The sequence below is a fragment of the Acinetobacter pittii genome, assembly GCF_022449185.1.
GTDB lineage: Bacteria > Pseudomonadota > Gammaproteobacteria > Pseudomonadales > Moraxellaceae > Acinetobacter > Acinetobacter pittii_I.
Genome location: NZ_JAKUKO010000004.1, coordinates 322,354 through 339,932 on the forward strand (window position 1 = coordinate 322,354; position 17,579 = coordinate 339,932).

Below are 17,579 nucleotides of genomic sequence, written 5' to 3' on the forward strand. Positions count from 1 at the left end.
AAAGATTAAACAGCCTGACCGTAACCAACAACAAGGTGCAAAAAGCAACCGTCCAGCAATTAACGACGAGATCCGTGCAAAAGAAGTACGCCTCGTTGGTGCTGACGGTGAGCAAAAAGGAATTGTTTCATTAAATGAAGCACTGCGCGCTGCTGAAGAGGCAGATCTTGACCTAGTTGAGATCGTTGCAAACGCCGAGCCGCCTGTTTGTAAAATTATGGATTACAACAAGCACTTGTTTGACCTTAAGCAGAAGCAAAAAGATGCGAAGAAAAAACAGCATCAAGTGCAAGTGAAGGAAATCAAACTGCGCCCTGCAACTGATGTTGGTGATTATCAAGTTAAGCTTCGTGCTATTTTGAAATTCCTTGAAGAAGGAAACAAAGTGAAAATCACTTTACGTTTCCGTGGTCGTGAAATGGCTCACCAACAACTTGGCTTAGCTCAATTACAAAAGATTGAAGCTGATGTTGCTGAGTTTGGGGTTGTGGAACAAGCACCTAAAATGGAAGGCCGTCAAATGGGTATGTTACTTGGACCTAAAAAGAAAAAGTAATACTCAAAAAAAGCACTGCAAAAGCAGTGCTTTTTTATATCCTTATCATAATAAAAAAAGATGATTTAATTTTCTCTGTTCAGTTTTATTTAAGACAATTGCTATATCTTTTAAAAGAAATTCAATTCTTGAATTTTATGTATTTTTTAGTGTTGGAAATCTCATCGTCCCTCTTAAAACATGCTATAACGCAAGACGCAGTCATGATAACGATGAATAGGAAAATAGAATGATTGATCTCTATTATTGGGGAACTCCCAATGGACATAAAATCACAATTGCCTTAGAAGAAATGGGAGTGGACTACACTCTTTACCCAATCAATATTTTAGAAAATGATCAATTTCAACCAGACTTTCTGAGAATTTCTCCAAATAATAAAATTCCGGCAATTGTTGACCAAGATGGACCTCGTGGTGAGCCAATTTCAATATTTGAATCAGGTGCGATCCTGCAATATCTAGGTCGAAAAACTGGATTATTTTATCCAACGGATGAGCAAGAGCGAGTTGAAGTTGAACAATGGCTCATGTGGCAAATGGGTGGGCTAGGGCCTATGCTTGGGCAGAATCATCATTTTAACCGCTTTGCACCAGAAAAAATTCCATATGCTATAGATCGCTATGTAAATGAGACTAAGCGCTTATATGGTGTATTGAACAAACAGCTCATTGGCCAGAAGTTTGTTGCGGGTGAATACTCGATTGCTGATATGGCAATTTTACCTTGGATCTTGCGCTATGAATGGCAAGGTATTCAGCTAGAGGATTATCCTTATGTACAAGAATATATTGTTCGTTTGACGGCACGTCCTGCGGTACAAAAAGCATTATCAATTAAAGTTATTTAACTTTTATTGGTAGCGTAATGAATAAAGTGAAAGGTGATTTGGTCTAATTTAATATGCTAAGTTACTTTTTACTTTTTTTGAGCGCGTTTGGGGCGGCTACATTATTACCATTACAATCAGAGGCTGTGCTCGCCACTTTATTATTAAAAAAAGAATATTCTGCTTTCCTTCTAATTTCTATCGCTACTTTCGGAAATGTACTGGGCTCGTGTGTGAACTGGTGGCTTGGTTTAAAAATAGAGCAGTTTAAACACAAAAAGTGGTTCCCGGTTTCTGAAAAACGTTTAGAACAAGCTCAACGTTTTTATCATAAGTATGGGTTTTATTCGCTGCTTCTAAGTTGGACACCTGTGATTGGTGACCCAATTACTTTAGTTGCGGGTTTATTTAAAGAAAATTTTTGGCGCTTTTTAATTATAGTTTTGATTGCTAAAGCAGGACGCTATATTTTTATTTATTGGGTGATTACAGGTTTTATTTAAAATAAAAGCATCCGAAGATGCTTTTATTAAAATAGTTTAACTAGTCTTCTGAGCTTTTTGTAATATCGACTTTAAATAGGTCATTGGTTTTTAGCCAACAGAAGGTGACCACTGCAAGTGTCATACAACCCCCAAAAATAGTGGCTGCAATTGTTCCTAAATATTTGGCTGCTAAACCTGACTCAAATGCACCAAGCTCATTACTTGATGAAACGAACATGCCATTTACGGCAGCAACGCGACCACGCATATTTTCTGGCGGAAAAATTTGCAAAATGGTTTGTCTAACCACAACTGAAATACTGTCACAAGCGCCTGTCATAGCCAACGCAAATAGTGATAACCACATGTTATTTGAGAAAGCGAAAAGAATCGTAAAAACACCAAATCCTGCAACAGCAAGCAGCATGTTACGCCATGCATGTTGAGTTGGTGGGAAGCGAGTCAAAGCAATCATAGTGACAAGCGCTCCAATAGATGGTGCCGCACGCAAATATCCAAGTCCTTCTGGACCGACTTTTAAGATATCTTCTGCAAAAATTGGTAATAATGCGATGACTCCACCAAATAAAACAGAAGCTAAATCAAGAGAAATTGCCCAAAGAACAATTTTAGTTTTCCAGATAAAACGGAAACCATCTCCTAAACTTTCTAAAACATTAGCAGTTTCAATTTTAGGAAAAGTACGCTTATGCAATAGGTTAATTAAGATGAAACAAATACCAAGTAAAACCGCAACACTAAATAGACTTGTTTCTCGGCCTAAATAGGCAAGCATGAAACCACCAAGCATTGGCCCGATAATTACACCACTTTGCCAACCGATTGTCGTCCATGTTGCACCATTTGCATACAGTTCACGAGGAATCAAAAATGGTTTTAAAGACGTTGCAGAGGGATTATAAAACCCACGTATAGTACCTAAGCCAAAAATAACAGCATAAATACCCCAAGAAAGTAAATTTACGCTGATATGACTTAGACCATGCAGATGGAACAGCGACCACAGCACTAAAGGAAGAGGAACCGAGAAAAATAAACAGATTTTCATAATAATCTGTTTATTAAACCTATCTGCAAAATAGCCACCCCAAAGAGAAAGAGCAATAAAAGGAATGGCTTCTGCAAGTCCAATTAAACCTAGAGTCAGAGGGTCTTTGGTGATTTGATAGAGTGAGTAGGCAACAATAATTTCTTGAATCAGAATTGCTAAAGTTAAGCAAAATTGATTAATCGTAACAATTGAGAAATCTCTGTAGCGTAAGGCAGCAAATGCATCATGTTTCTGCATTAGGAATATCGTATGTTGATAATTTGATCATATTATAAATGGAAAAAAGCACAGGCGCTTTATTTATTATTGATATTGCTGACACTGTGGAAGGCAAAAAAGTCTGTCTTTGCACTCATAAAAACAGTAACTAATAGTTTTAATTTTGCTCAGGTTGCTATAAAATACGCGCTTCCTTACCTGCAGGTCGATTTTGCAATGGTGCGATCGTGCCGAACAGGTGCCCAAAAGAGGTTACTATGGCTAAGTTAAAAACTCGCCGTGGTGCAGCTAAACGCTTCAAAGCGACTGCAAACGGTTTTAAGCGCAAACAAGCATTCAAGCGCCACATTTTGACCAAAAAATCTGCTAAACGTATCCGTCAATTACGCGGCTGTGTAATGGTTCATGTTTCTGACATGAATTCAGTTCGTCGTATGTGCCCATACATCTAAGGAGATTATAAATGGCTCGTGTAAAACGTGGTGTAGTGGCTCATCGTCGTCACAAAAAAATTCTTGCTCGCGCTAAAGGTTACTACGGTGCTCGTTCACGCGTTTACCGCGTAGCGTTCCAAGCGGTAATCAAAGCTGGTCAATACGCTTACCGTGACCGCCGTCAAAAGAAACGTCAATTCCGTGCTCTATGGATTGCGCGTATCAATGCTGGTGCTCGTCAAAACGGTTTGTCTTACAGCCGTATGATCGATGGCTTGAAAAAAGCTCAAGTGATCATCGACCGTCGCGTATTAGCTGACATCGCTATGCATGATGCAGTAGCATTTGCTGCTTTAGCTGAAAAAGCTAAAGGTGCATTAGCTGCATAAGCTTAGAGATTCAAAGAAAGACCGCTTTTTAGCGGTCTTTTTTATTTTTAGCGGTTCTATTTTAAAAAAGAGATAACAATCAGAGATAAAAGATGAAAGACGAAAAATTTCTTAATGATTTAATTCAAAAAGTACAGCAAGGTCACCAGTTCAAATATTTATATTTCTGGGGACATACTCCTAAGAAAGTTGATCTTGTTGATAAGAGTTGTTTTAGCCAGTGGTTTCCTGCGCAATTTGAGATAGAGGGTATCGGATATTTTACTGCTGAACATTATATGATGGCGCAAAAAGCAAAAATATTTAATGATGAAGAAATTTTTGCACGGATTTTGCAAGTTAAACATCCTAATGAGGCGAAACAACTAGGTCGCAAAGTACGTAATTATGAGGAACAGATATGGCAAGAAAAACGGTTTGATATTGTCGTACAGGCGAATTTTGCCAAATTCTCACAGCATCCTGAGTTGAAGAAATTCTTATTAGCAACGAAAGACCGTATTTTAGTTGAAGCATCTCCAGTCGATAAAATTTGGGGAATTGGTATGGCGCAGGACCATCCACATATTCAAGATCCATCTCTATGGCAAGGACTAAATTTGTTGGGTTTTGCTTTAATGCATGTTCGAGAGCTACTTTTAACTGAGTAGGTTGGTTTGAGACCAATCAATGCTTCACTTTAAAAGTAGTGACGTGAGGGAAGTAAATTGAAATCATTAAATGACATGGATATTCGTATAGCATCACTTAAGGATGCATTATCTATTGCAGAAGTACATGTACAGGGGTGGAAAGAAACCTATACAGGTATAATTAAGCAAGAAATATTAGATGAGCTTAAAATCCTAGATAAGGAGTTATTATGGAAAGAAATAGCAAAAAGCCCTGATCATAAGTTATTTGTCTATACTGAAAATGGGATAGTGAAAGGCTTTCTCGATGGTTATTTAAACCCAGAAAATAATATTGCTGAAATTATGGCTTTTTATCTTTTAAAAGAAGTTCAAAAGCAAGGCATAGGACGTGAGTTATTTCAAAAGTTCTACCAATGCGCTTTAAATCAAGGATACAGTTTTATTCGCTTAGAAGTTTTTAATAAAAATCCAAGTCGTTTCTTCTACGAAAAAATGGGAGCTAAATTAATTGGGGAAGCCGAACTACCTGAGTTCGGCCCCGAAATAACAGAGTTATTTTATCAATGGGAACTCTAATCTTTAAAGTCCAAAATAATAAGCCAAAGCACAAATAATAATCGTTAGAATAACCAGTTTAATAACGCCTGAACCAGTGCCTTTATGGTGCTGAGACTTGAGATGCTGTGGATTTTCATTTGATTGCTCGAATGGCGAGGCTTTAACTACAGGTACCATCTGAGCTGTCTGATAATGGTTGGCAACTTTCACAATAAGCTTGGCAAACAAATCATCAGTTTTTTGTGTAAAGTTTCTTAAATTAATGAGTTGCTCTTGGTCTAGTTCTTCTCCTAAAGGATCATTTGCAAGGCGTTTCTTTTGTTCTAAATAATTGGCTAATGCTTGTGTACGAGATAAAAGTTGATGAGCGTAATCTGCGGGATAATTCTCTGGAATTAATGCAAGTTTTGGCTCTAAGCTTTTAATATTTGTACCATCAAAAAGAGCATTTTGAAGTTCTGGCTCCTCAAAGCCTGTCGCATACTTGCTACGGAATAATTCACTCTCCATAAAGTCGGCTATTTCTTGCCATGGTGGATTTTTTAGATCAGCTTCAATTTTTTTTGATAATTTTTCATTTAATTCAAAACGCCAGAAAGTTTCTAAACGAAGCTCACAGGTTTGTGAGGCAGGGGCTTCAAACTCATTATCATTGTTATACCATTCGGCAAGCTCATGGCCAAAAATCCAAGCAAATTTCTTATCATTCTGATGACTCACGATAAAATGAGTATAAGGTAAGAGCTCGACATTACTGTTTGGATTTTGCTCTTCATTAAGAAGGCTTGATAAATGTAAGCTAAGTTTTGGGGTGCCTTGTTTTTTTAATGCTTCTAGCCAGACTTGAAAGTGTTGGGCCAACAAATGTTGAGAAGTTAAGTCACGAAACTGAAAACTATGATAGTCGAAAATATGATGTTGTCGCCATTGGTTAAAGCTTAAATTCTGACGGAGGTATTCATTACCGTATGTTACAAGCGTAAGTTGTTGTTTCCAAATCTGATTAAGCGCCATAATAGTTGATCTCATTGACGATGCTACTATCTTATACGTTTTATCTTTTTGTTGCCTAATACATTTTTCATGATGGATAAACTTCATCAATTCGATGAAAAACTGTTAGAATGCAGTGTTTTATTATATTTTTTAAATTTGTTGCTTTGAGAGTTAATATGTCACTGGAAGCCCTGACCACAGAAGCGCTTGCTGCCATTGCAGCAGCTCAAGACCTTGTTGCACTTGATCAGGTGCGTGTGCAATTTACAGGGAAAAAAAGCCAGCTTGCAGAACAATCGAAAGCATTAGGGAAAATGGACCCTGAAGAACGCAAAGTACAAGGTGCTGCGATTCATGCTGTTCGAGAAACAATTAATACTGCATTAACAGAGCGTCAAGCGGCACTACAACAGGCAGCACTTGCACAAAAGTTAGCAAGTGAAACGATTGATATTACATTGCCGGGCCGTGGTCAACGTATTGGCACAGTTCATCCTGTTACTCAAGTACAAGAGCGAATTTGTCAGTTCTTCACTAAAGCTGGTTTTACAGTTGCAACTGGTCCAGAAGTTGAAGATGACTATCACAATTTCGAAGCATTAAATATTCCTGGTCACCATCCGGCACGTGCTATGCACGATACTTTCTACTTTGATGCAACTCACTTGCTACGTACACATACCTCTGGGGTACAGATTCGTACAATGGAGACGAGTGAGCCGCCAATTCGTATCGTATGTCCTGGCCGTGTTTACCGTTGTGATTCGGATCAAACGCATTCGCCAATGTTTCATCAGATCGAAGGTTTATACGTTGCTGAGAACACCAGCTTTGCTGAATTAAAAGGTTTATTGATTAACCTACTGAATGAATTTTTTGAGAAAGATTTAAAAGTACGTTTCCGCCCATCATATTTCCCATTTACAGAGCCTAGTGCAGAAGTGGATATCATGGATGAGCGTGGACGTTGGTTAGAAGTATTAGGCTGTGGCATGGTACATCCAAATGTATTAAGTGCTGCGGGTATTGATCCTGATAAATACAAAGGCTTTGCTTTTGGTTTAGGGGTAGAGCGTTTTGCAATGTTGCGTTATGGCATTAATGATTTGCGTATGTTCTATCAAAATGATGTGCGTTTCTTACGCCAATTTGCCTAACAATTTTTCAGGATTAAAAAAGGTTTATAAAGATGAAGATTAGCGAAAATTGGCTACGCACATGGGTTAACCCAGCAATTGATAGTGAGACATTGTCTGATCAGTTAACTATGCTTGGTCTTGAAGTTGATGAACTTGCACCTGTTGCTAAGCCATTTACTGGCGTCGTGGTCGGCGAAGTTTTAACAGTTGAGCAGCATCCAGATGCAGATCGTTTGCGTGTAACGACAGTTAATATTGGTTCGGGCGAGCCTTTACAAATTGTTTGTGGGGCACCGAATGTTCGTGCTGGCATGAAAGCTCCAGTTGCAACGATTGGTGCTGTATTACCGGGTGATTTCAAAATCAAAAAAGGTAAACTTCGTGGAGTTGAGTCACAAGGCATGCTTTGTGGTGCTTCTGAAATTGATCTTGAAGATAAAATCGATGGTTTGCTTGAGTTACCTGCCGATGCTCCAGTAGGGATAAACATCCGTGAATACTTAAAACTCGATGATAACGTCATCGATATCAGTATTACACCAAACCGTGGTGACTGTTTCAGTATCCGTGGTATCGCTCGTGAGATTGCAGTAATTAACCAACTGCAAATGAATGAACCTGATATTAAATCAGTTGATGCGACAATTGCTGATGAGAAGAAAGTAGTGATCAGCACTGAAGGTGCTCCACGCTACTTAGGACGTGTAATTAAAAACGTTAATGTAAAAGCTGCTACTCCTGAGTGGATGGAGCAGGCTTTAGCTCGTTCAGGAATTCGCACGCACAGTATTTTGGTTGATGTGACGAACTATGTCCTTATGGAACTGGGTCAGCCAATGCATGCTTTCGATTTAGCTAAAATTGAAGGAATTGTACATGTGCGTCAAGCTCAGCCACAAGAAAAACTACAACTTCTTAATGATCAAGGAGTTGAGTTGCAAGAAGATATAATGGTGATTGCTGATGACCAGAAAGCTTTGGCAATTGCCGGAATTATGGGTGGTTTAGCATCAAGCGTAACTGATGACACAACTGACATTTTCCTAGAAAGTGCATTCTTCGCGCCACTTGCTATTGCTGGACGTGCTCGTCGTTTTGGCTTGCATACTGATTCTTCACAGCGTTATGAACGTGGTGTGGATTTTGAGTTGCCATTAATTGCGATGAACCGTGCTTCGCAGCTTATTCAAGAGTTAGCAGGTGGTGAATTTGGTCCAATTACTGTAGCTGAAAAAACTGAAATTTTACCAAAACGTGAAGCAATTGAACTGAAACAAGCTCAGGTAGACCAATTGTTGGGATATCAATTGACGGCTGATTTCATTGCAGATGCTTTAACTCGACTAGGATGTGAAGTAACTGTTAAAGCTGAAGGTGAGTGGAGCGTAGTGCCTCCATCACATCGCTATGATATGGCTATTTATCAAGACTTAATTGAAGAAGTGGCACGTATTGATGGTTATGACAATATCCAAATTAGCTTACCAAGCATGGATGTTCAATTAGCTAAATATCAAGACCAATTTGAAATTGCAGAGTTGCGCCAAACTATCGTGACTTTAGGCTATCAAGAAGCAATTAGTTTTAGCTTTGCTGATGCAAAACTTGAAAAGCAATTGAACCCGCAAGTAAATCCGTTAATGCTAGCAAATCCAATTTCAAGTGATTTGGCTGCGATGCGTAGTACTTTGCTTTCAAGTTTAATTCCTTGCGTACAATATAATCTTAACCGTCAGCAAAGCCGTGTTCGCTTCTTTGAACTAGGACTTCGTTTTGATTATCAAGATGCTAAGAGTATTCAAGATCTAAAACAGATTCCAACTTTAGCTCTAGTGGCCGTTGGCTCGCAACAACCAGAATCTTGGCATGTGAAGCCTCAACCAATGGATTTCTTCGACTTCAAAGGAGAGATTGAAGAGATTTTAGCTGCTGGTCGTGTAAAAGTTGAATATGTACGTTCAGAGCGTTCATGGTTGCATCCAGGGCAGTCCGCTGAAATTTTAGTTGATGGACAATCAATTGGTTACTTAGGTCGTCTACACCCATCTTTAGAAAATGAGCTAGATTTAAGCACAACTTGGGTTGCTGAACTTGATCAAACAGCCGTTTTGCAATCTTATGTATCTAATTTTACAGAATTATCACGTTTTCCTTCGATTAGACGTGATATTGCGCTTTTAATCTCTGATAATATAAATGTTAGAGATATTCAGCAGTTAATCGAAAAAACTGGTGGAGAGCTTTTAGACTCTACATGGTTATTCGATGTGTATACGGGGCAGGGTGTCGAAGAAGGTAAACGCTCATTAGCGTTTGCACTACTATGGCAACATCCTTCACGTACGCTTGAAGATGCTGAAATTAAATCTGGTATGGACAATATAATCCAAGTGTTGGAAAACACTTATCAAGCGACATTGAGGGCCTCATGACAGCATTAACTAAAGCAGACATGGCTGATCATTTAAGTGAGTTAACCAGCTTAAATCGCCGTGAAGCAAAACAAATGGTCGAGTTGTTCTTCGACGAGATTAGCCAAGCGCTTATTGCAGGGGAGCAGGTTAAGCTTTCTGGTTTTGGTAATTTCGAATTAAGAGATAAACGCGAACGTCCAGGACGTAACCCTAAGACAGGTGAAGAAATTCCGATTTCTGCACGCCGTGTAGTGACCTTTAGAGCGGGTCAGAAGTTTAGACAACGCGTTGGAAATGAGCAGATCGATTGATCTGCTTTTTTTATCTATATTTTTAGAGGGCTTTATATAATTTTAATTGGCGGTAATATTAATCTTTTTCAATATTGATAAATAAAAGAAATTAATATTGAGAACTAAAAATTTACACATAAAAAAAGAGGACAAAATGTCCTCTTTTTTATCTAATCTAGATATAGATTAGTGTGCAGCAGAAGCAGCAGGAGTAGAAGCAGCAGCAGGAGCAGAAGCAGCAGCAGAAGCAGCGTCAACAGCTGTAGAAGCAGCAGTAGCAGCTTCAGAAGCAGCAGTAGCAGCAGTAGAAGCTGCAGCTACAGCTTCAGAAGCAGCAGCAGCAGGAGCTTCTTCTTTCTTAGAACAACCAACGAAAGCTAAAGTAGCAGCAACAGCAGCAGCAACAGCGAATTTTTTGAATAACATGGCATCACTCTCACAAAAAAGATTTGAGATTAAAAAAACCTAAGTTGGACTGTTTTGCTTTTATTATTCCTAAAACGTAGCTAGGTAACAACGCATGGAGCAGTCTAACTGGTCTGCCGCTATGCTATCACTGCAAATGATGAAATACTACTGTTGCCTGTCAAAAAAATGTATGAAAAAGAGAAAAACACACTGTTTTTTAACAGAAAAAAACAATTAACTAGCTTAGATATATTGGAAAAGGCAGAGGTAAGCTACTAAAAAACTTCACTTTTTTTATGTAATAATATTTATTATCAAAAACTTATAAATAATTTTACATGAAAATAAGCAAAATGTATTTTTGTGTAAAGCTTGTCAACCAAATAAAAAGCCACTCAAAAGAGTGGCTTTTTTTGAAGGCTTAATTACTTAAGTTGAAGCTTTACGTTTCATTTGATCAAAGAAATCATCATTTGTTTTGGTTTCTTTCATGCGGTCAAGTAAGAATTCCATTGCTGCCAACTCATCCATAGGGTGAAGTAGTTTACGGAGGATCCATACTTTACGTAATTTATCTTCATCCATTAAACGCTCTTCACGACGTGTGCCAGATTTTTTGATATTCATAGCCGGGAAGACACGTTTTTCAGCGATACGGCGATCAAGCGTAATCTCTTGGTTACCTGTACCTTTGAATTCTTCATAAATTACATCATCCATTTTACTGCCTGTTTCAATCAAAGCAGTCGAAATGATCGTAAGTGAACCACCTTCTTCGATATTACGTGCAGCACCGAAGAAACGTTTAGGGCGCTCTAACGCATGAGCGTCTACACCACCAGTTAGTACTTTGCCTGATGATGGAATAACAGTATTGTAAGCACGTGCAAGGCGGGTAATAGAGTCAAGAAGAATCACAACATCTTTTTTATGTTCAACAAGACGTTTAGCTTTTTCAATTACCATTTCTGCAACTTGTACATGGCGAGCCGGTGCTTCATCAAATGTTGAGGCAATAACTTCACCGCGAACAGTACGCTCCATTTCGGTTACTTCTTCTGGACGTTCGTCAATTAATAGAACGATCAAGAATACTTCTGGATTGTTTCTAACAATCGATTGAGCAATATTTTGAAGTAACATTGTTTTACCCGCTTTCGGCGGTGCAACAATAATAGAACGTTGGCCTTTACCAATTGGCGCAACTAAATCAACGACACGAGCAGTTAAGTCTTCTGTCGTACCATTACCTAATTCCATAACCAATTGTTCGGTCGGGAAAAGGGGAGTTAAGTTTTCAAATAAAATTTTATTACGAGAATTTTCTGGCGTGTCGTAGTTAATCTGGTTAACTTTGAGCAACGCAAAATAACGCTCACCTTCTTTTGGAGGGCGAATAGTACCTGTGATGGTATCACCTGTACGCAAGTTAAAGCGTCGGATCTGTGAAGGACTCACATAAATATCATCCGGACCTGCTAAATACGAACCTGCGGCAGAACGCAAAAAACCAAAACCATCAGAGAGAATTTCGAGAACGCCGTCACCAAAAATTTCTTCGCCATTCATCGCATGGCGTTTCAAAATGGCAAAAATAATATCTTGCTTTCTGTTACGAGCCATACCTTCCAGGCCCATAAATTCAGCAATTTTAATTAGTTCGCCGATTGGTTTTTTCTTGAGTTCAGTTAAATTCATAAGGGTCAGAATTAGGAAAGAGTAGAGTGTGGTTTAAAAAGGAGAAAAATCGCTCGCATACAAAAAAGATTATCGCAATTGTATTTACACAATAACAATTCAGAAGTCTGATTAATTGTTTCGAAGAGAAATGTGAAAAAACAATTTCTGTTGCCGAGTGGCGATCTTTATGTTTGTGTCTTGTAAGAAGCCGGACGAAGATGATTCCCTTCAGTGCCTCTTGAGCATGCAATATAAGCCAGCCTAGCAAATTTGTCAATTTATAGGCGAAAAAAATACGCTATAAAAAAGTATAGCGTATTTTCTTTTTTAGCATTTTGACTTAAACGTTTTCATCAATAAAGCTAACAAGTTTAGAGCGAGGTACAGCACCAATTTGTTGAGCTACAACTTCACCATTTTTGAAAAGTAGTAAAGCAGGAATGTTACGGATGTTGTATTTCACTGCTGTATCTTCGCAAGAAGTCACATCAACTTTAACAATTTTTACTTTACCAGCATATTCACTTGATAAGTCTTCAAGAACAGGTGCGATTGCTTTACAAGGTGCACACCATCCTGCCCAGAAGTCAACAAGTACAGGGGTTTCAGCATCTAAAACATCTGCTTGGAAGTTATCATCAGTTGTATTTACAATAGTCGCAGACATGGTACGGCTCCAATTTTTAGAAAAAAGTGCTATTACAGGAGAAATTATCTCTATCAGTATTACATAGCTACTTAGTTCAATGTAAGGGTTTGGTGCTATTATTCAAGGCTTAACTAAATTTGTCTAATGGATGCTCACGATATTCATCATCGACTTGTACAATCAACTTATAAATAGAAAAATTTAAATGACAGCTAATTGTTGATGAAAATGGCTTTTCAATTGCATTCTTGTGAATTACTCTAGGCGTGAATTGTTATGGGTTTAGTTCAATAATGTCTGACTTTCTGATTGATGAAGAATTACTTGCCGCCATAGATATGGGGTCGAACAGTTTTCACCTTGCAATTGCACGGGTAGATCATGGTGAAGTTAAAAAAGTTGCTTCGATGTCAGAAAAAGTACAGCTTGCAGCTGGTTTAGATGAGAATAAAAACCTAACAGAAGCCGCTCAGCAAAGAGGCTTAGCCTGCTTGGCTCGTTTTGTAGGAAGATTAAGTTCTGTTCAACCAAATCGTTTAAGAATTGTGGCGACCAATGCTTTACGTCAGGCAAAAAATGGTCATGAATTTATCCAAAAAGCAGCAGAAATTTTGCCTAAACCTATTGAAATTATTGCTGGGCGAGAAGAAGCGCGTCTGATTTATCTTGGCGTATCGCATACCATGGCAAATGGTGGTCGACGTTTAGTTGTAGATATTGGTGGTGGTTCTACTGAATTCATTATTGGTGAAGAGTTTGAACCTATTTACACTGAGTCATTGCAAATGGGATGTGTGGCTTATACAAAAGCCTACTTTGCTGATGGCGAAATCACACAAAAAGCCTTTGATAAAGCAGTAGTTGCTGCCCGTAAAGAACTTTCAGCTATTGCAACAACGTATAAAATGGAAGGTTGGGATACTGTCGTTGGTTCTAGTGGCACGATTAAAGCTTGCCGCCAAATTATGGTGAATATGGGCTTGAGTGATGAACAAGAAAACGTTACTCGAGAAGGCTTATATAAACTCAAAGATAAATTACTTAAGTTTAAAAATATTTCTGAAATTGATTTTGAAGGGTTAAGAGAAGATCGACGAGCAGTTTTGCCAGCCGGATTGGCAATTTTGTACGCAGTTTTCGAAGTTTTAGAAATTGATCGTTTGGCATATTCTGATGGTGCATTACGTGAAGGAGTCATGTATGACCTGTTAGGTCGTTTTAAGCATGAAGATATCCGTGATCGTAGTGTACAGGCCTTAATGGGACGTTATAACGCAGATCCAAAACAAGCAGAAAGAGTTGTAAATACAGCACAGCAATTATTTGATGGTGTTGCAGAATCTCTTAATTTAACCAGTGAAGACAGTGACTTACTGCGCCGAGCTGCCTATTTGCACGAAATTGGTTTGGCGATTAGTCATGGTGGGTATCACCGTCATGGTGCTTATTTATTGCAGCATTCTGATATTCCGGGCTTCTCACAAATTGATCAAAATCACCTTTCACATTTGGTCGCTCACCACCGTCGTAAATTGCGAAATGATGTAAAAAATGAAATTTTGAAGGCTGGTGGTCATAAATTACTTTATCTATGTTTATTACTTCGCCTAGCAGTTTTACTCAACCATAGTCGAAGTGATCAGATGCTTCCTGCCATTGAACTGACCATCATAAATGATCAACAATGGCAACTTAGTGTTTCTGGTGATGCCAAACAATGGCCATTGTTAGTTGCCGACTTGCATGATGAGCAAGAGCAGTTTAAGCATTGGGACATTGAATTGAATATTCAGTCGGAAAAATTTATCGATTAAAGGGATAATATTCGACCTATGAAAAAAGCTACTCAGTCCAAAGCGTGGACAACGGTTCAAATCGCACGTCATCCTGATCGTCCGCAGTTTCTAGATTATGTCGGTGAAATCTTTACAGAATTTGATACCTTGCATGGTGATCGTTTGTTTGGTGACGATGGTGCGATGGTAGGTGGTCTTGCTCGTTTTGATGGTCAGCCTGTGATGGTTATTGGCCAACATCGTGGTCGTAGTACCCGTGAAAAATTAAAGCACAACTTCGGTATGGCTAACCCAGAAGGTTACCGTAAATCTCAACGCCTATTAGATATGGCAGAGCGTTTTAACCTTCCGGTCTTCACATTTATTGATACTATGGGTGCTTACCCAGGTGTTGGTGCTGAAGAGCGTGGACAAGCTGAAGCAATTGCAACTAGCCTTGCTCAACTTTCAAGTTTGAAAGTTCCTGTTGTCGCAACAGTACTCGGTGAAGGCGGTTCTGGTGGTGCTTTAGGTATTGGTGTTGCTGACCGAGTAATTATGTTGTCGCATAGTATTTATTCTGTGATTTCACCAGAAGGCTGTGCATCTATTTTGTGGAAAACTGCTGAAAAAGCGGCTCAAGCAAGTGAAGCTTTAGGTTTGACAGCAGATAAATTACAATCTCTAGGTATTGTTGAATATGTAGTAGATGAAGGCGAAGGGGCTCATTTAGACCCTGAGCAAGTCATGCAAAACCTAAAAGTAGTTTTGAAGCAAGCTTTGGATGAGTTGCTACCAATGGATGCAAATGAACGATGCGAAGCACGTTATCAACGTTTAATGAAGTTTGGCAGCGAAAATTTAGGCATTGCGTCTTAAAACAGGCTCAAGAGTTTTCAGAAAATAGTACTTTTCTTATTGGATGTAGTGGTGGCATGGATTCAATGCTGCTGCTACATGTAATGTCTCAAATTTTCCCTCATAAGATCCGAATAATTTACATAGATCATCAACTGCAATCAAAAAGCGCAGAGTGGGGCGAACTCGTTGCTAAACAAGCGAGTCTTTTAAATATTCCTTATACCATTCAAAAAGTTCAAGTTATTGACGGTAATTTGGAAGCTCAAGCACGTCAGGCGCGTTATCACGCTTATCTACAACATTTACAAGCCAATGAAATTTTAGTGCTCGCTCATCATCAGCAAGATCAGGCTGAAACAGTAATATTACGTTTATTGTCGGGTGCGGGTGTTGATGGGCTTGCTGCTATGCAGTCTATTGATTACCGTAAAGATATGACAATTTGGCGACCTTTTTTGGATTTAACCCGTGAGCAGATTGCCGAGTGGACTACTCAACTTGAAATTGAGTATGTAGTTGACCCTACAAATTACGATATCCATTATGATCGGGCATGGTCGCGTGAAGAACTTTGGCCCTTCTTACAAAACCGATTTCCAAAAATGCAGCAAGCACTTAGTCGTACCAGTTATTTGATGCAAGATGCTTCTGAAATTTTAGAAGAAGTTTTAAAAGTTGATTTGCAAAATTGTGGTACGGATGAATGTTTGGATTTAACTCAGCTATTAAAACTATCTTCTGCTCGACAGCGTCAATTGCTTTCGGTTTGGATGAAAGGTGATGGGCAATATCGACCTGCATTTGAAATGGTTGAGCGGTTAAAAAATGAAGTAATTGATTCAAAGTCTGATGCACAAGCGGCATTACACTGGAACCAGTTTTACTATGTCCGTTATCAACATCATCTTTATAGATTGAGTCGACAAGTTTTTCTTGCTGAAAAATTAAACCCAGTTGAAACCGAGATGGAGCATTATTTTCAACTAGGGGAAATAGTGGATTGCGCTTCAGGACAATTTCAAATTACTCAAAAAAATATGGGTTTGGCTGCATCTTTATTAAATAAAAAATTAAAAATTATTCGACGCCAAGGTGGTGAAAAGATTCACCTATATGGTCGTGTTGGGCAATGGCCATTAAAAAAAGCAATTCAAGAAGCACATATTTTGCCTTGGCTTCGTCATACAATTCAAATATTGGTCATAGATAATGTTATGCTTGGGGTTTTTACACCGAAAGGATTTTGGTTGGCTCAGTCTCCGTATTGTGAGCAAGGAGGATGGCAACCGGATTTAATTTCTCATTCTTGTAATCTGGTAAATGGCGAATATGGTTATGGCAAGTGCAGTAAATTGTAATATCTGTTTTATTGGTGGCGGTAATATGGCCCAAGCGTTAATTGGCGGGCTCATTTCAAGAGGTTTACCACCGACACGTATTACTGTTTCAGATCCTGTTGAGCAGATCCGTCAATTATTACAAGAGAAAGAAGTCCACGTAACACAAGATAACGTAGCTGCAATTAAAAATGCTGATGTCGTTGTACTGGCAGTAAAACCACAAGTTTTGGCGACTGTTTTACGTCCTCTAAAAGGACTGTTATCAGATAAATTGGTTATTTCAATTATTGCTGGTGCTGAAATCCAAACGATATCAAACTTAATTGATAGCAATCGAATTGTTCGAGTTATGCCAAATACGCCAGCTCTAGTTCAGACGGGTGCACATGGTATCTATGCAAATGATGTAGTAGGTACTTCGGATCGTGAATTAACAAGTCAGATTTTAGCAGCCACAGGCTTAACAATTTGGGTAAACTCCGAAGCTCAAATTGATGCGGTAACAGCGGTTTCTGGCTCAGGTCCTGCATATTTCTTCTATCTCATGGAAAGTATGATCCGTGCGGGTAAAAATTTAGGACTTGATGAAAAAGTTGCAACTGCGTTGACTCTTCAAACGGCATTAGGTGCAGCTCAAATGGCAATTACGAGTTCAAACACTCCTTCTGAACTTCGTAAGAATGTGACATCGCCAAATGGCACAACTCAAGCTGCACTTGAAGTTTTTGACCGTGCACAAATCTCCCAAAATATTCAATCTGCATTGGCTGCTGCACAGAAGCGTAGTCAAGAATTGGCTCAAGAATTGAGTGACAGTGCGAAATAGCTTAAATAGGATAAGACAACT

At 38.8% G+C, this 17,579-nt stretch carries 20 protein-coding genes and 1 pseudogene; 16 read left to right on the forward strand and 5 right to left on the reverse strand.

Annotation, left to right across the window (positions count from 1 at the left end; translation table 11 throughout):
• The first annotated feature begins 4 nt into the window (after window positions 1–4).
• The 3 genes from infC (at window position 5) to MKX14_RS11835 (ending at window position 1,888) form a co-directional block, all read left to right on the forward strand.
• On the forward strand, window positions 5–556 hold the full coding sequence (gene infC / locus MKX14_RS11825; RefSeq protein ID WP_075383312.1) for a translation initiation factor IF-3: 552 nt from the start codon (window positions 5–7) through the stop codon (window positions 554–556).
• 229 nt (window positions 557–785) lie between these two features.
• Window positions 786–1,406, forward strand: coding sequence for a glutathione S-transferase N-terminal domain-containing protein (yfcG, locus tag MKX14_RS11830; RefSeq protein ID WP_240282501.1), 621 nt, complete (start codon window positions 786–788; stop codon window positions 1,404–1,406).
• A 53-nt stretch (window positions 1,407–1,459) separates the two neighbouring features.
• Window positions 1,460–1,888 (forward strand): YqaA family protein, encoded by a 429-nt coding sequence (locus MKX14_RS11835; protein WP_046812589.1) that lies wholly within the window; start codon window positions 1,460–1,462, stop codon window positions 1,886–1,888.
• Between the two features lie 40 nt (window positions 1,889–1,928).
• On the opposite strand, the gene nreB is transcribed toward MKX14_RS11835, so the two are convergent.
• Window positions 1,929–3,179, reverse strand: coding sequence for a nickel resistance MFS transporter NreB (gene nreB, locus MKX14_RS11840; protein ID WP_240282502.1), 1,251 nt, complete (start codon window positions 3,177–3,179; stop codon window positions 1,929–1,931).
• 38 nt (window positions 3,180–3,217) lie between these two features.
• Between nreB and MKX14_RS11845 the strand changes: the two are divergent.
• The 5 genes and pseudogenes from MKX14_RS11845 to MKX14_RS11865 all read left to right on the forward strand — a co-directional run bounded on the left by MKX14_RS11845 (window position 3,218) and on the right by MKX14_RS11865 (window position 5,195).
• A pseudogene (locus MKX14_RS11845) lies at window positions 3,218–3,431 on the forward strand (hypothetical protein).
• Entirely contained in the window at window positions 3,419–3,613 is a 195-nt protein-coding gene (gene rpmI / locus MKX14_RS11850; protein WP_002054552.1) for a 50S ribosomal protein L35, read from the forward strand. The pseudogene MKX14_RS11845 and the gene rpmI overlap by 13 nt, the downstream one beginning before the upstream one ends.
• An 11-nt stretch (window positions 3,614–3,624) precedes the next feature.
• On the forward strand, window positions 3,625–3,984 hold the full coding sequence (gene rplT, locus MKX14_RS11855; protein WP_000124858.1) for a 50S ribosomal protein L20: 360 nt from the start codon (window positions 3,625–3,627) through the stop codon (window positions 3,982–3,984).
• Between the two features lie 92 nt (window positions 3,985–4,076).
• Window positions 4,077–4,634 (forward strand): NADAR family protein, encoded by a 558-nt coding sequence (locus tag MKX14_RS11860; RefSeq protein WP_017387624.1) that lies wholly within the window; start codon window positions 4,077–4,079, stop codon window positions 4,632–4,634.
• A 57-nt stretch (window positions 4,635–4,691) separates the two neighbouring features.
• Window positions 4,692–5,195 (forward strand): GNAT family N-acetyltransferase, encoded by a 504-nt coding sequence (locus MKX14_RS11865; protein ID WP_025466077.1) that lies wholly within the window; start codon window positions 4,692–4,694, stop codon window positions 5,193–5,195.
• Between the two features lie 3 nt (window positions 5,196–5,198).
• Here the strand turns inward: MKX14_RS11865 and MKX14_RS11870 are convergent, their stop codons facing one another.
• On the reverse strand, window positions 5,199–6,191 hold the full coding sequence (locus MKX14_RS11870; protein ID WP_240282520.1) for a hypothetical protein: 993 nt from the start codon (window positions 6,189–6,191) through the stop codon (window positions 5,199–5,201).
• A gap of 158 nt (window positions 6,192–6,349) precedes the next feature.
• Here MKX14_RS11870 and pheS point away from each other — a divergent pair, with 158 nt between their 5' ends.
• From pheS to himA, 3 genes are read left to right on the forward strand one after another with little or no spacing between them, the layout of a single operon-like run.
• Entirely contained in the window at window positions 6,350–7,330 is a 981-nt protein-coding gene (gene pheS, locus MKX14_RS11875) for a phenylalanine--tRNA ligase subunit alpha (RefSeq protein ID WP_199992604.1), read from the forward strand.
• A 32-nt stretch (window positions 7,331–7,362) separates the two neighbouring features.
• A complete protein-coding gene (pheT, locus tag MKX14_RS11880) occupies window positions 7,363–9,744 on the forward strand; it encodes a phenylalanine--tRNA ligase subunit beta (RefSeq protein ID WP_240282503.1) in 2,382 nt (793 codons plus the stop codon).
• The gene (himA, locus tag MKX14_RS11885) at window positions 9,741–10,037 is read left to right on the forward strand and encodes an integration host factor subunit alpha (protein ID WP_000126166.1); all 297 of its coding nucleotides are present in this window, start codon (window positions 9,741–9,743) and stop codon (window positions 10,035–10,037) included. The genes pheT and himA overlap by 4 nt, the downstream gene beginning before the upstream one ends.
• Before the next feature lie 168 nt (window positions 10,038–10,205).
• Here the strand turns inward: himA and MKX14_RS11890 are convergent, their stop codons facing one another.
• Window positions 10,206–10,445: a hypothetical protein gene (locus tag MKX14_RS11890; RefSeq protein ID WP_108009596.1), complete on the reverse strand. Its 240-nt coding sequence runs from the start codon at window positions 10,443–10,445 to the stop codon at window positions 10,206–10,208.
• Between the two features lie 94 nt (window positions 10,446–10,539).
• Here MKX14_RS11890 and MKX14_RS11895 point away from each other — a divergent pair, with 94 nt between their 5' ends.
• Window positions 10,540–10,665, forward strand: a complete 126-nt coding sequence (locus MKX14_RS11895) for a hypothetical protein (protein WP_108009598.1) — start codon at window positions 10,540–10,542, stop codon at window positions 10,663–10,665.
• A gap of 191 nt (window positions 10,666–10,856) precedes the next feature.
• Here the strand turns inward: MKX14_RS11895 and rho are convergent, their stop codons facing one another.
• Window positions 10,857–12,125 (reverse strand): transcription termination factor Rho, encoded by a 1,269-nt coding sequence (gene rho / locus MKX14_RS11900; RefSeq protein ID WP_002117304.1) that lies wholly within the window; start codon window positions 12,123–12,125, stop codon window positions 10,857–10,859.
• A 322-nt stretch (window positions 12,126–12,447) separates the two neighbouring features.
• Window positions 12,448–12,774 carry a thioredoxin gene (gene trxA / locus MKX14_RS11905; RefSeq protein WP_002054512.1) on the reverse strand — a complete coding sequence of 109 codons (327 nt, stop codon included), beginning with the start codon at window positions 12,772–12,774 and terminating at the stop codon, window positions 12,448–12,450.
• Window positions 12,775–13,049: 275 nt separating this feature from the next.
• Between trxA and ppx the strand changes: the two genes are divergently transcribed.
• Genes ppx through proC form a run of 4 tightly spaced genes read left to right on the forward strand, consistent with a single transcriptional unit; the run spans window position 13,050 to window position 17,558 of the window.
• Window positions 13,050–14,570, forward strand: a complete 1,521-nt coding sequence (ppx, locus tag MKX14_RS11910) for an exopolyphosphatase (protein WP_033849270.1) — start codon at window positions 13,050–13,052, stop codon at window positions 14,568–14,570.
• A gap of 18 nt (window positions 14,571–14,588) precedes the next feature.
• Window positions 14,589–15,410: an acetyl-CoA carboxylase carboxyltransferase subunit alpha gene (gene accA / locus MKX14_RS11915; protein ID WP_240282504.1), complete on the forward strand. Its 822-nt coding sequence runs from the start codon at window positions 14,589–14,591 to the stop codon at window positions 15,408–15,410.
• A complete protein-coding gene (gene tilS / locus MKX14_RS11920) occupies window positions 15,347–16,750 on the forward strand; it encodes a tRNA lysidine(34) synthetase TilS (protein ID WP_275891850.1) in 1,404 nt (467 codons plus the stop codon). Before accA ends, tilS begins: the two co-directional genes overlap by 64 nt.
• Window positions 16,722–17,558 carry a pyrroline-5-carboxylate reductase gene (gene proC, locus MKX14_RS11925; RefSeq protein WP_240282522.1) on the forward strand — a complete coding sequence of 279 codons (837 nt, stop codon included), beginning with the start codon at window positions 16,722–16,724 and terminating at the stop codon, window positions 17,556–17,558. The genes tilS and proC overlap by 29 nt, the downstream gene beginning before the upstream one ends.
• The last annotated feature ends 21 nt before the right edge of the window (window positions 17,559–17,579 follow it).